Source organism: Chthoniobacter sp. (assembly GCF_040003245.1).
Taxonomy (GTDB): Bacteria; Verrucomicrobiota; Verrucomicrobiia; order Chthoniobacterales; family Chthoniobacteraceae; genus Chthoniobacter.
The window spans coordinates 1-13,783 of the sequence record NZ_JBDUCX010000183.1 but is presented as its reverse complement, the minus strand read 5'-3'; the positions used below and the strand labels follow the sequence as shown (position 1 = coordinate 13,783).

The window sequence follows — 13,783 nt, the reverse complement described above, 5'->3', positions numbered from 1 at the left end:
ATGATCCTGCGGAACCGACTCTAAGCAGTGATGACGAGTTCGCATGGTGGCGCATGTTTTCGCAGCCCGGCGCGGGTCCGATTCTCGCCGCTCGGTGGGAGACGATAGATGATCAGGTGTCGCGCAGCGCGAATTTTCGCGCCGAGCTGGAAGACGAGGAAACGAAGCGGATTACTCTCACCCGAGGTCAGGAGGAATGCGCCGCCGAATTGGAAGGCTATTGGCACGCGCTGATCAACGGTGGCCAAGCGTCCGGTTATCGTCTTCGTCCACCGCTGCTCGTGGCACCGAGTGGTTCCGGAAAAAGCCGACTTGTGGGATGGTTGGCGGACAAGCTGCGCGTGCCGCTTTACGTCGTGGATACGAGTAGTTGGATGATTTCGGGCAGCCGAGCGGATATGGGCACGTTAAAATTGCTCGAAGCGTGGCATGCCGCTAATGATCGCGGCCTCGTGTTAATCGACGAAATCGATAAGGCGGACGGGCGTGAAGTCGGGTGGTGGAAAAATGTGAATATGGAGATGATGTGTTACATCGACGGTCGGATCCAGTGGCCCCGGCGTTTGCTGAGAAAACTGCGTTCACAATTTCTCATCATCGGTGCTGGCACTTGGCAACACGAGCATCGACAAGAACAGCGTCCACTCGGCTTCGCGAACGGCCGGAGCGGGAACGTGCTGGTGGCGATCGAATCGACCTTCGGCACCGATCAAAGCATTCCCGAGGAATTGGCTTTCAGGTTCGATACCCCGCTCATCCTCGCCCCGCCGACCCATGAAGAATTTGCCGAACGGATCGCGGCGATCCGCTCAGAATTGATGCTCCCGGCACTATCCACGGAATGCCTCGCCGCACTGTGCGCGGATGCGGTGGCCTCGCGGCGCGGCCAGCGCTTTATCGAGGGGTATGCCGGGCGGATGCTACGTGATCGTGCCCGATGCGCGCAGGTGGCGGAATGTTTCGATTTTTGATCCCGGCATGACCACCCGTCTATGCAGAGGAACTTCAGCCCCTGGGGCGTCAACGCCCTTGCGGTAAATACATCCCGCGCCCACCGCATCGCATACACTCCTTGTTCCCACCCTGGCAGGTGCAGGAAATCCATGGCGATTGGACTGGTCCGCTCTTCTTCTCTTCCCGCAGTGGCGATCCAGCCGGCAAATCCAAGATCACCGAGGATGCCCCGACCGCGGTTGCCAGACGGGCCAGAGTTTCGCCGGTGTCCGGCCAGCGCCGAAGGTCTCCGGTCTTCCCATCGCTCGTTTCCATCCCCTCGGCGTCCACCCAGTTGACTCGTGTGCGGCTAAACCTCGCATGGATCGCGTCGCGGACCAGCGGTGCGACGCTGCCGCCACCGGTCAGGATCAGATACTTCACCTGTTTGCCGGCGGTTTCGGCGCGGTAGGAATCCCAGACTCGATTGGCCAGTTCACCTGCAATTTGCCCCGCTGATTGCTGATCAGTCGAGTCGCCAAGCCTGATGTTCCGATTCCCAGGGATCGTCAGGACAAACGATTCCCCATTGGCGAGGGCTCGCTTGATGGCTTCACGATCCTCAAACGTCAATGCGCCGAGCTTAAAGCCGTGCCGGCTACTCAGGTGTTCGAGCAGGGGCAGTTCAAATCCGCCAATGATGCCAACCTTGTAGCTCGTCTGCTCCGTGCTCGCGATGCAGTCGCCATCCGCTCCCGCATCGAAATCCACGATGCTCAGATCGGTCGTGAAGGAGCCAATATCCACGATGACGATGCTCGCGTGGCGAGGCCCTCCATTGAGACCGAAAGACCGCAGATGATTGAGTAGAGTCGAACCTTGCGGATACATCTCCATGTAGATCGGATTCACCTCGCGGTGGACGTCCTGACGATACAGCGTGTTCCGGCCTTCGCCGAAAACGCCAACCGTGTTGGCCCTTGGTTCAGCGACGCGGCTGACCGTGGCATTCTGCCACCCGGCGAATTCCATCTGCTGACCCAGAATGGACGCTGGCCCTTCAATGTCGGGAAATGCTGGCAGGCAGACCTTCACCCGACAGGCGGCCACGTCGATCCCAGCCGCGGTAACCTGATCGTGGAGCCAGCGGAAAAACTCTCCCGCGGCTTTGAGCGAGCCGCCGACGCGCAGGGTCAGTTCACTGCTGAAAAGATCCGATTTCCAGTTCGTGAAGACTTGATCGCCCTCAACCGGGCGATAGTTCGCCGCGGTCTGACCACAGAGCCAAGGCTTGCGTGCGCCTTTCCTGTGGATCACCAGAGATGGCACAAGCGCTTGGTTCTCGATCATCACAACACAGCACGGCTGCTCGTAACGGCGTCCCCTGGTCCATCCGGGACGGTAGGATATTTTTGTGAAGGAGGCACCGAGGTCGATGCCGAGCACCGGAGCGGAGAAAAAATCAGGCATGGCTTTGGGGGGTTACTTTCGCGCGCCGAACAAGTAGATCACCGAGCCGCCAGCCAGGTTCGCTGACAGTGGCGGGGTCGCCTGCGAGCAGGCCGCCGATAGTATCTTCATGGAAATTTGGGTCAAACGAGACGTTCTCACCGCCAGTCGTGACCTGTTCCATACCGAGGTTGAGGGCGAGCGCTTCGAGCAAGGCATCGGCGGTTAAACCTCCTTTGGCTTTCTCCATCGAACTAGCCAGCAAACCCGCCCCGTAATGCGAAATGTTGCCGCTTGGTTTGCGGGCTTGGGCGAGGTCTTCCGCACGGGCGACGAGCCAGAAACCCGACGCCCCCTGCGATTCTTCCATCGCGAGCAGCCAGGGAAAAACGTTGCGGCCGAGCGCATCGAGGAGGCGACTCTGTGCCTCCTTGCGTTTCGGCTGCCGGAGCAACAGACCGGCCAGGTTGATCAGCACACCGGAGAGTTCTTCGCGCGCAACCGGCGACGTTTTTGGAAATGCCGGGAGCCATGATTCGAGCAGTTGCATCGCGACGTCGCCGTCGGGACCGGTGACGGCTTTTGGCAGGCCGGCGATAAATTGGGTGAGCAGCTTCGGCGTCGTGGTCACTGCGATCCACAGACGATCGAACGCCGGCGGGTGGTTTTTCGCGATCGGCAGGCACGCCTGCAAAAGGTCGCCTGCCTTGTCCCGGAGCAGTGCAGCCACGAGAGTTGATTCGCGAGCGGGCAGATGGCGTCGGCGTGGGTGGCCGGAGAGGAATTGCGAGGCGAGTTTCGCCAAGTCCTTGGTCTTTGCCCGCTGGGCGAGCCAATCGAATGCAGCGGAAGTCTCCGCGATTTCGGGGCGTTCCAGCAGCAGGGCGAGCACCTGTGCGGTCAGGTCACGGTGTTTGCGCGCGGCCGGTTCGAGCATCCGGGCGCTGGGCGCGGATGTGAGCAACTCCGCCAGCGGGAAATCGAGGACGGAATCACCGGCCTGCCCCCAGGCAAACTCGGCGGTCTGCACCCAGCCGGCCTGACCAAGCGTCATGATGTCGGCCAGCGGCGCGGGCAGCGGTTTGCCAATTTCCTTCATCCGCCCGCGGGTGAGGAAGTATTCAGCGAGGCGCGCAAATGCGGCGCGTTGCGCCGGGTCGACGAGCGCCGCAGCGGCTTTGTCGGTTTGTGCTTTCGCCTTTTCTCGTTCGGCGTTGGACGTGCCGGCCTTCTCTGCGAGCTTGAGGGCGCTAAGTGCCGCTTTGTCTTCAGGCGCCATGCGTGGCGTGGCGGTTGTAGAACTCATGGTGATCAAAGGAATCCCAGGTCGGGACCAGATTTTGGTGATTTGGTGGAATCGCTCGCCGGCGCTGGCCCGTCGTCACCACCCGCGCGCTGCACGGTGAGATCGCCGCGTCCCACGAGTGGCAAGAGCCGCCGGAGCGCCGTCAACTGCTCGGCCTCGGTCGCGCTGAAATACGCCCAGCGGGTGGCTCGGGTGATGCCGACAAAAAGGAGTTTCACCGCGCGCGCTTCCATCATCTTCCACGCCGAGTCGTTGACCAATCTCGGCATCAGCACGGTGTCAAAGGTCAGCCCTTTGGCGCTGTAATAGGTGATCATTTTCGGTTTGCCCGTCCCGAAATCGAGTTCCTTCTGCGTCTCCAGGTCGAGGCCGCGCTCCCGCAACGCTTTGGCAAATCCGTAAAGTTTGCGCTGGGTGGGAAACAGGATCGCGATGCGGTCGCCCACGAGTTGTCGCTCCCGGATCACTTCGTCCAGCCGGCGAATCTCTTCGTCGCCCGACGTGTAGCGCAGGAGCGGCGTTTCCTTCTGCCGGGGCGCAACGCGTCCCTGATTGGTGAAGCTCTCCCGCTCCTCCACATCGTCGATGAGTTCCGCGGCCAGCCGCACGAGGTATGGGCTGCACCGGAAGCCTTCGAGGAGGTTGATGTTCCGCTTCCGCACCCCGAGCGCCGCCAGAATCATCGCTTCGCTCGATCGGTGATCGTAGATCTGCTGCTTGTGATCGAGGCAGACCGTGACATGCCGCGAGATCGCGCGCAGCAGTTTGAAAACCTCCGGTTCGAGGTCTTGTCCTTCGTCAACGAGCACAAAATCGAAGAGAGGCTCGCGCACAGCCGTCAGCCGTTCCGTCACCGCCCGGCGGATCGCCTCGAAGTCCGGCCGCTTTTCCTCGGCATTCCACGGAGTCCGACCGCGAATGTTTGCCTTGTGCCAGTTTAGGCACCAATCGTCGAAAGTCAGCACGTTTTCCGATGGGAGATCGAGGAGCGGAAAAGCCGACTCGATGTAGTGCTTCAGGACCTTGGTATAAACGAGCACGCGGAACCGGTCGGGAGTGACGCGAAAATGATCGGCGAGGAATTTTGCGCGGTGCAAAAGAATCTGCGTTTTCCCGGAGCCGGGACCGCCCAGGATTACGCGGTTCTCGCTGGGACTCAATTCCACCGCGCGCAGTTGCTCGGGCGTCAGCTCTGCCCGAGGGATCAGCCAGGTGCTCATTTCTCTGCCTCCGGCAAATTACCAGATTCGCCAGACGCGCTGCTGCGCCCGGACCTGCGGCGCTGGAGTTCGGCATCCGCCGCTTTCCCCAGCGCGGTATCACCGGTCATCTGGGCGGCGTTCTTCAGCCAGCCCAGCTCCCATTCGCCTTGGGCGGATACGGATCCCATCACGCGAATCGCCTCCGCGAGCAACCGGTCGCGCTCGTCCGGTTCTTTCGCGGCTTCCGCGAGCTGGGCCGCGAGAGTCAGCGTGGGGCCGAGCCGATCGCGTTGCAGCGATTCGTTCGCAATCTTTCGTGCTTCATCCAGTTTCCCAAGCCGGCGTTTGGCGAGGGCGAGGTTGAAAAGCGCAATCCCGTCAGCGGGTGAAGCCGCCGCGGCCTCGCGGTAGAATTTTTCCTGTCGGGCATGGTCGCCCCGCTCGCCGTGGTAGATGCCCATTAAGTTGAGAATGTAGCTATCGGGACGGTTCTTCATCCGCAGGGCACGGGAGAGAAAGTCGAGCGCCTTGTCGATCTGCTGCAGTTCCGCGTAGTCCCGCGCGATCTGGACGATCGTGTCGGGCACCCGAGCCGCGGGAATCTTCCCGGTGCGCAATTCTTCCTCGGCCTGCTGAATCTTGAGCCTCACCTCATGCGGATTCACCACATTGGAGAGGGGATTTTCGATCCGCACCTCAAACGGACGTGAGTCCGGCTGGTCAGCGAGGCGCAGGCTGAAATCGAAGACCTGGTTCTCATCCAGCCGATACTCGATGGTGAGGGCGTCGCCCTTCTTTACCCCGACCAATCGCACCACCTCGCGCAGGAGGGGCCGCGCTTCATCACCCGCTACGATCTCGACACGGAGGTCCGTGCCTTTCGTCCCGGCGTTCGCCGGCACGCGCAGTGCGCGGTTCTGCGCCGTCCCGCCATCAGGAGGCCATGGCAATTGCGCGCCGCGAGGCACCAGTTCCACCGGCCCGGCCTCGGTCTGAATCGCGATGCGGTCATGGCAGACGACTTGGAAAATGCTGCGACCAAAAAGCGCGAGCGACAGCGCGTGGTAGGCCGCGCCGCGCGCGACGGCGAGTTGGATGGATTCCTGATCGGGGTAGGTGAGCAACTGCGCGTTGGGCAGGAAGCCGCGCATCGCGCCCTTGATCTGCGGAATCAGGCTGCTGCCGCCCACGAGCAGACACAGACCGACCTCGTTTCGCTCCAGTCCGGCGCGCTCGATCGCGTCCTGCACCGGCGCGAAGACCGAGCAGGTTAGCCGGTATTCGCTTTCGCGCGCGGCGAGCATGTCGCTATCCAGGAATGGCGCGAGCAGCTCCTCCCACCGGGCCGCCGTCAAGGTCGGTGCGCGGAGCAATAGTTCACGACCGGCGATCGTGCAGGGGTAGGCACCGGGCAGCGACTTCACGAGCTGCACTTTGTCGGCGCCCTCGTATTTACCGAAACTCTCCAGCCGCGCGATCTCCGTGCAAAGCCCGACCTTGAGCGACTCCGCGACGCCGAGATAAGCCGGCTCGAACTCCCGTTTGCGCTGATCGTAATCGAGGTCGAACGCGCTCATGCCGTTCTGTTCGAGGAACTGCGGCAGCAGGATCTCATGGACGATCGCCCGGTCCAAATCGCCGCCGCCGAGCCGATGATAGCGTGAGACGGCCAGCGGGTTCATCTGCCATTGCGCCGATGCGGGATCGCCCATCGGACGGAAGATAGCCACGTCGCAGGTGCCGCCGCCGAAATCGAAAATCATCAGATTCTTCGGCGTGCGCAGCAGCGGGACGAGCGTGTCGCGATGGCTCACGAGATAATCAAGGAATGCCGCCACGGGCTCATCGAGCAGGTCACCTGGCGAGAGCGGGATGCCCGCGATCATTGCGGCCTTCACCGTGTCGAGCCGTTGCGCGGCCTGAAACGACGCCGGCACCGTCACGACCACACGCGCGGCCTGCGCCGGATCGTATTCAAAGGCCGCGTCCTTGAGGAAGCGCAGCACGTGACCGCCGATCTCCGCCGCGGAGCGGAAACCCTCGGATGCCTTTTGATAGGTGCGCTGCGCGCCGATGTCATTCTTGCACTCGGCGAAGACCGATTTGAATTCCTCGCCGCTCGCGACACCGCGCGCGAGCAGCCGCTTCGCACCTTCGCCGACCAGCGTTTTACCGTTGGAGATGGCCACGATCGAGGGCACGAGCGTGTTCGTGTAAACGCCCGCGTTGGTCGGTTGATCCACCTCCAGGCAGCGCAGATCGAGGTCGCCCGGCTTGGCGGGATCCCAACGGATTTCAGCAATGGTTGAGTTCGTCGTTCCGAGGTCGATGCCGAGCACGCGCAGCGGCTTCGCTCCCTTCGGAATGGAGCAGCCGGTTGGCGTGAGAAGATTGAGTTCTTTCATGGGACGGTGTGATCCGCGCCTACGCCACTCGCGGCCAGAGACGCAGCGCCTGCACGAGCAGGCCCTTGCCCCGAGCCTGAATGGCTTCCTCATTCCAATCTTCGAGGCCAGCGAGTTGGGAGTTAATGGGCAGGAGGGAAGACTTCATCAGTTCCGGCTTCTTCACACTCCAGGCGCTATTGGATACCGAAGAATTCAGCGGTTGCGTGATGATCGTCAGGTTTCCAAAGGTCTGAATTAGCGAATCGCGTAGCCGGGTCGCGGCCAGGCGAGGGTCGCCCTTGTCTGCAAGTTCTTGATCCAGCCACTCCATCCCTTTGCTGCCATCCGGTAGTGGCCAGTTTGCGATCCACTTCTGTGGCATCAAGTGTTCGACCGTCAGGAATCCTTCGATCGTGATGTCCTCGTGCCTGGAGTTCATCAGCACCGCGTTGAGGCGCTTTAGAATGTGGACGATTTTTGGATTATTGAGCGTCTGGTAAGCGTGCTTCGTCGTCCATGCGCTTGAGAAGGCTTCATCGGTCGGCCATTCCGTGGACTCACCCGTAAATTCAAGAAGCAGCTTTTGCAGCGCCGCGGCCGACGGTCCTTCCTTGCGCAACGCTTTGGTGAGTTGGAGGAAGACACGATTGTAGTTTTTGGTGGAGAGACCGCAGACCGCCCGCCGCAGCAGATAAGATTCGAGCGCTGCCGCAATCTTCATCCACTCCTCAGATGAAAGCTCCGCGTCGAAGAAGAAGAGGAGCAGAGGGTATCCGGTGCGAATGTCGAAAGTTTCGAGGAACTCCATGAACGACCTCAATGGGTCGTCCTTCGCGGGCGCGATGATCCGGCGGTAATCACTTCCCTGGCGAGCCAGTGTCTGAAGCTCCGCCTCGACGTTCAGGAATGGCTTCTGTCGATCGATCCAGAATTTGTATTCCACGAAAAGGTGTTTCACCGGAATGTCCACGCCCTGCCGGCTGGACAGGAAGTGCTGCATGAAAAGGTCGCTGCGCGGGCGGAGAAGGCGTCCTTGCTGAACTTCCTGACGCCAAAATGGATCATCGAAATTCTTCCAGTATTTTTCGTACAGTACCTCCTGCGGCTCGCCCAATCTGCCGGCCCGGAGAAAGATGAAATTCCTCAACAGATCGGCCGGAAGCAGCGGCTCACCCCGAGCGTTCAGCGTCTCAAAGATGACTTGAGCGTCGTCCCCGATTTCCAGGTCGATGGCCACGACTTGCAGCGCCCCCTTGAGAGCTTGGAACGACTCATCAAGCCGCGCCGATAGCGGGACCTCAGCGCACAATGGCGGCTGGCTGATCGTTCCCTCGAAGAACGATTGGAGCTGGGTGTAAAAAAAGAGGTAAGCCTCTACCATGCGGGGCCGAGGGTCGTATTTCCGCGCGTATTTTTTCTTCGTCAGCGGATGCTTTTTCTCCAACTCAAATCGCGAGCCGGCGGATAAGACATCGGTGAACTGCGTTCGATCCGATTGAGTGGGCCAGACTTTGTACTTATCCACCTCCGGTTCCGCCATCATCCCGCGATTGAAAGTAAACGCGTCGGTTTCCTTGGCGAGATCCTCGCATTCCATCACCCGGCAATAGTCCCGGAATGCGGCGAGGAAGATTTGCAGCGTGGTCAGCCGCTGCTGACCATCAATGACCTGCCGCTTCTCGACGTGGGTGATTGGAGTCTGCTTTTGATCGAGAACCATGGCGCCGAGAAAGTGAACTGGGGCGTCCTTTCGGCCTTCCAGATATTCGGAAAACTTTCGCTCGATGTCGTCCCAAAGCGGTTCCCACTGCTGCTCACGACTCCAGACATATTGGCGTTGGAATAGTGGCACTTCGAGGCGCACTTTTTTCTCGAAGATCGCGAGGAGGGGAACAGCGTTGGCTTTCATTTACGTTTCTTTTGTTTGGCTTTTTTCGGGGTCACCTTCGGCATCACGGGAGGCTTAATCGCCTCCTCCCAAGTCTGATTTGTGAGCTTCTCGACGAGCCAGCAGAAGGTTGGGCACGAGGCTAATCCGGTAAAACGCGTCTGAGCGGCATATTTGAAGATTTCAGGAACGTCAGTGAATTTGGAAAGAACGGCGCTGTTGTAGGAAAAGATGTTTTCGAGGCTTTGCACGGGATTGGGAACGTCCTCCGGGTTTCGCGTCTTCTTGACCTTCTTGAACTTGCCGCCGCGAGCTGATGCGGAAACCACCTGTATGAGAGCGGCCTTATCAGCCAATGCCCATGCTTCGAGTTCCTGAGGGACACATGCTACGACAACTTTTCCCGATTTGACCTCGGCTGCATCAAGCTGACCACGCAGTTCATGTGCTTCCACGCGGCAGATTCCAGGATTCCAGATTTTGGGGTGCGTTGCTTGATACTTCTTTTCCAGTGGATGCCAATCGAAGAGGACGAACACGCGGTCGCAACCCGCTTTTCGTAGCTTTGCGACCTCACCTGACGCCTTTTTGAGTAGAATTCCTTTGTTGTTTAACGGCAACACACGTGGCTCGTCGTTTGGGCAGAATGTTCTAACGAGAAGTTCGACCAACTTGTGGTCAGGCCCGCCTTGAGTGCACTCCACAACGAAGCCAATTTTCATAAAACCTGGCCGAAAAGACCACGACCAAGCATTTCGCCGAGGGTGAACTCACTGGCTAGTTTCCGCGCCTCAGGCTCATCCGCGGGCCGGAGGAAGCGAGGTTCGCGACCCTCATCTCGTTTTACGAAGACGACTTCGTCGAGCTTCGTGACATCGAGTAACTGCGGGGAGTGGGTCGTAAGTATGACCTGGGTTCGGCGGCTTTTCACCGCAGTGCGAATCTCCTCCATAACCAATCCGAGTGTGCGTGGGTCGAGACTGTTCTCGATTTCTTCGACGACAAGGAGCGAAGGCGGATCAGGATGACGGAGGACCGCGATTATCGCGAGAGCACGCAGGGTCCCGGTGGACATCATCCAGCCGGGAATTGTGGCACGCTTCCGATCTGCCGCCGCGCTATGAGCGATGAGCGAAGGCTCGACGAGGGATAGGTAGAGAGTCTTCTCGACAGTCGATGCGGTTTCGGGACGGACCTCCTCCAGATAGGGCAAGACAAACCGCAGCGTGCGCATGATCGCGTCGTAGGCGCCCCCCGAATCTTCCCAGTTCCGGATCTCCTCCAAGTACTCGGCGATATTGGTGCCGTCCTCGCGAAGGACGACACGACCCTGTGTGGAGTGCCGAAGAACGGGGGGCATCATCTTCTCGGGAACCAAGGTGAGAAATTGCCAGCGCGCACCGAAGCCAGCTTGTTCGAGGAGAGGGAGAAGATCGAGGGCCGCTACGCCGGAAGATCGGGTTCTCGAATGGACGTCAAATCTGACGTCACTGTGTAACTTTCCATTATGCCACTCGCGAGCGCGATGAATTCGGTCGCGATCCTTCGTTGGAAACAAGTCGAGTCGAAAGGCGGCGGGCTTGCCCGCGGCGCGTCCGCGCAATTGGAAACTGAGGCCCCACCTTTTGGAAGCTCGATCCTTATTGGAAGAACCCAGAGGTGGTGGCGGAGCCTTGTGATAAGCATGCTCGACCCCACGCCACAAATTCATGCCGGCATCGAAACCCATCTCGGACATAACCTTCAACGTGCGAAGCGCCTCGACGACACTGCTCTTACCGCTGCCATTATTTCCGATGAAGACGGTAAGCGGAGTTAGTTTGAGGCTCAGGGTGTCACGAATGGCCTTGAAATTGATGATGCGGCAGGAACGGAGAAAATCGGGCGGTGGCATGCGAAGAATGGAGAGAGGCTATGTGATGCGACCGGCGATGGCATCCGCAAAGGCGTTGCGGGCCAGGAGCTTTACGCTTTCCGAAACGAGTGGGAACGTGCCGAGAACATGAACGAACTCGTCCTCGGTCAGGCCGTAAATTTGGGCGACCAAACCGTCGATTTCGGCACGGAGACCGGCACGACCGGCTTCATCAGTGCAACCATGCGTCTTGTGATTGCCCTTCGGGCCGAAGACTTCGCGCAGCAGGTCGTCGAACTCCGCGCTCGTACCAACCAGCCGCGCCGCTCGCTCCACCAACGGGCGGAACGCCGCCTCCGCGCTCGTCAGCCGCGGGATGGGAAGCTGATACAGGTAGAAGGTGTTAAGATTTGCGGTCATCCGCGACCGCAGGGAATAATCGGCGACAAAGGAGTTCAGGAGCGCAGCGATACACAGTGTCTCTGACAAGCTATGCCGCAGCGAATTGTATTGGTCTGGCGAATGCTCGAAGGGGAAAGATACGGAGAGGGAGTTGCCTGCGAATGACTGACGAGGCAACAATGCTACAATCAGCGTTCTTGTGTCGGTGTTTCGGGCAATTTTACGAATGGCGAGGCGGTGTGCATCGCTATCGTTCAGCATGTCCTTTGGCGCTGTGTCTCCGATCCCGCATCGCTTGGCACGCTTTCGTAGCAAGTCGGCACGGACCTTTAACTCTTCAATCCAGAAGTCTGGCTTCGCATAGTCGTGGCAGAATTGATGGATCATTCCCCCCTCGTAAAGCGGATAGCCGGTCCCGCGCTTGTTGAATAAGCCAGCCGCGCGATTCATGTGAAACTCTTCGCCAAAGATCTCCAACATCCAGCCGCTGGGATCGCCGAAAAGACTGGTAAATTTACTCAGCTTTTCCGCGATCTTGATGTCTATGCCATCCTTGAATTCGACGAGCGAAAGCGCATCTGGCGAAAGGCGTTTAACCATCTCAACAGGCATCTGTAAAGATTGATCATTAGGAAAGGTTGCGAGATCTGAAACATCCAAGCGCATGAATGCCACGGGGAACTTTACTGTATGTCCACCCTTCTCGAAGCTAAGAACCACAAATTTATAACTGCGATGGACGCCCTCGAAAATCTCCTTTCGATTCTCGAACCCGAATAGCGCCGAAATTCGCGCTTGCTCGAAGAGCATTTTGCGAAGCTGCTTAGTGCCGAGGTCTGTGTAGATTCCGCTCGGGATGACCATTCCGCAGCGACCGCCAGTGTGAAGTAGGTTTAGACACTGCTCCGTGAAGAGCTTGTAAAGATTCACGTCGGATCCGACCTTTCTGCCGTTCGCCGTCGCAACTTGGTTGGCAAATTGGGTTGAAGTGCGGAACCAGTCGTTCAGGTGAGGATAACTGGAGAGGTAGTCGAGCCATGCGTCGCGAATTTCGCGATCTTCCAGCACCCCGGATTTCTCATCCTCGAAGTCTTCGACGCGCATCGTTTTCTTCGTCACGAGTTCGCTATGCTGCAGGAAGAATTCCTTGCTATTCGGTTTGAAGATTTCCCACGGTGGGTTGGTGATGATGGCATCGAAGCCGCCGCGATTGATGAGGATGTCGTCGAACTCGTAGGCCCAGTGGAAGGGCTGGAGGGTGCGGATGTCGTCGAGCTTGAGTGGGCGCTTTTCGGGTTTGCCGTCGGCCTTTTCACGTTCGTCCCAAGTAGCCTGCTGGAACTGGATGCCGAGGCGCTGAAACTCGGCGAGGAGGAGCCGGTCGAGCACCTCGCGGGCGGCGGTTTTTTTTTCCTCGATTGTGCGACGCAGGGAGACGAGCACGTCGCTGTCCTTTAAGCCGGCACCGAGCTGGTTGGGCGCTTCTTTGTAGAGGGCGATCAGGCGGTTTTTCTCGTCGAGCAGTTCCTTGTATTTGGCGGCGCGCACGACTGCGAGGTGCGCGCCCACTTTCTCCTTCTGCGTGGGTGCGGTTTTGGACTCGAAGGTCATGCCGAGTTCGCCGGCTCCCGTGCTCTGCTGAAACTCGATGCGTTCCTGTCCGGCTGCGCCCGTTTTTTTATCGGCACCCGATCCCTTGTCGAAGGCGGCGGCATCGACATGGAGGAGGCCGATGAGAGAGTTTCCGGCGAGAAGGTTGAACTCGATGTTGGGGAGCGGTTCGAGTTGGTCGCGCTTCTCGGCGGACGCGACGAGGGAGAGGAAGAGGCGCAGTTTTGCGATCTCCGTGGCCTCTTCCATGATGTCCACGCCGTAGAGGTTTTCGGTGACAATCTTTTTCTTAAGCCAGTAAGCGGCGGGTGTCTCCGTGCTGCCGTGCCGGTGCTTGGCTCGCTCGCTTTCCATCCATTTCAAGATCGGCCGGTGGCCAAGGGCTTCGCACCTGCCGATCAGCGCGGTGTAAAGATTGAGGAGAGTTTTCTGCGCGGCGACGAGGAAGGCGCCGGAGCCGCATGCTGGATCGAGCAGCGAGAGACGCGGAAGCACATCGAGCAGCAAACGAGCGCAGAGCGGGCCGTCGGCGTGGAAGAGGAGGTCGTCGAGCGCGGCGAAGCGGCGCGGCGCGGGGAAACTTTTTGGGTTCTGCGCGTGGAGCGTTTGCGCGGCGTCGAAGTTGGCGTTGGCGCGGTCGAGGACGAGCTGGTGGATGGTCTGCTCGCAGAGGTATTCGGTGATTTCCGGGCGGGTGTAGTAGGCGCCGAATTCCTTTTGGTTGATGTATTTCTCGAAGATGTAGCCGAG

10 protein-coding genes are annotated in these 13,783 nt (G+C 59.3%); 2 read left to right on the top strand and 8 right to left on the bottom strand.

From position 1 onward, the window contains the following. Nucleotides 1–971, top strand: a 971-nt coding sequence (locus ABJF10_RS21855; RefSeq protein WP_348546731.1) for an AAA family ATPase, incomplete at its 5' end; no start/stop codon positions are given. Nucleotides 972–1,020: 49 nt separating this feature from the next. On the opposite strand, the gene ABJF10_RS21850 is transcribed toward ABJF10_RS21855, so the two are convergent. From ABJF10_RS21850 to ABJF10_RS21815, 8 genes are read right to left on the bottom strand one after another with little or no spacing between them, the layout of a single operon-like run. Continuing rightward, nucleotides 1,021–2,403: a hypothetical protein gene (locus ABJF10_RS21850; protein ID WP_348546730.1), complete on the bottom strand. Its 1,383-nt coding sequence runs from the start codon at nt 2,401–2,403 to the stop codon at nt 1,021–1,023. Further along, the gene (locus tag ABJF10_RS21845) at nt 2,396–3,688 is read right to left on the bottom strand and encodes a hypothetical protein (RefSeq protein WP_348546729.1); all 1,293 of its coding nucleotides are present in this window, start codon (nt 3,686–3,688) and stop codon (nt 2,396–2,398) included. The genes ABJF10_RS21850 and ABJF10_RS21845 overlap by 8 nt, the downstream gene beginning before the upstream one ends. Before the next feature lie 5 nt (nt 3,689–3,693). Further along, entirely contained in the window at nt 3,694–4,908 is a 1,215-nt protein-coding gene (locus ABJF10_RS21840) for a UvrD-helicase domain-containing protein (RefSeq protein WP_348546728.1), read from the bottom strand. Continuing rightward, nucleotides 4,905–7,295 carry an Hsp70 family protein gene (locus tag ABJF10_RS21835; protein ID WP_348546727.1) on the bottom strand — a complete coding sequence of 797 codons (2,391 nt, stop codon included), beginning with the start codon at nt 7,293–7,295 and terminating at the stop codon, nt 4,905–4,907. The genes ABJF10_RS21840 and ABJF10_RS21835 overlap by 4 nt, the downstream gene beginning before the upstream one ends. A gap of 19 nt (nt 7,296–7,314) precedes the next feature. Continuing rightward, the gene (locus ABJF10_RS21830; RefSeq protein ID WP_348546726.1) at nt 7,315–9,186 is read right to left on the bottom strand and encodes a DUF262 domain-containing HNH endonuclease family protein; all 1,872 of its coding nucleotides are present in this window, start codon (nt 9,184–9,186) and stop codon (nt 7,315–7,317) included. Next, nucleotides 9,183–9,887 (bottom strand): hypothetical protein, encoded by a 705-nt coding sequence (locus ABJF10_RS21825; protein ID WP_348546725.1) that lies wholly within the window; start codon nt 9,885–9,887, stop codon nt 9,183–9,185. Before ABJF10_RS21825 ends, ABJF10_RS21830 begins: the two co-directional genes overlap by 4 nt. Next, nucleotides 9,884–11,059, bottom strand: a complete 1,176-nt coding sequence (locus ABJF10_RS21820) for an AAA family ATPase (RefSeq protein ID WP_348546724.1) — start codon at nt 11,057–11,059, stop codon at nt 9,884–9,886. The genes ABJF10_RS21825 and ABJF10_RS21820 overlap by 4 nt, the downstream gene beginning before the upstream one ends. Before the next feature lie 18 nt (nt 11,060–11,077). Beyond that, nucleotides 11,078–13,510, bottom strand: coding sequence for a DNA methyltransferase (locus tag ABJF10_RS21815; protein WP_348546732.1), 2,433 nt, complete (start codon nt 13,508–13,510; stop codon nt 11,078–11,080). Between ABJF10_RS21815 and ABJF10_RS21810 the strand changes: the two genes are divergently transcribed. After that, the coding region (locus tag ABJF10_RS21810; RefSeq protein WP_348546733.1) for a hypothetical protein at nt 13,406–13,783 on the top strand (378 nt) is incomplete at its 3' end. The genes ABJF10_RS21815 and ABJF10_RS21810 overlap by 105 nt on opposite strands.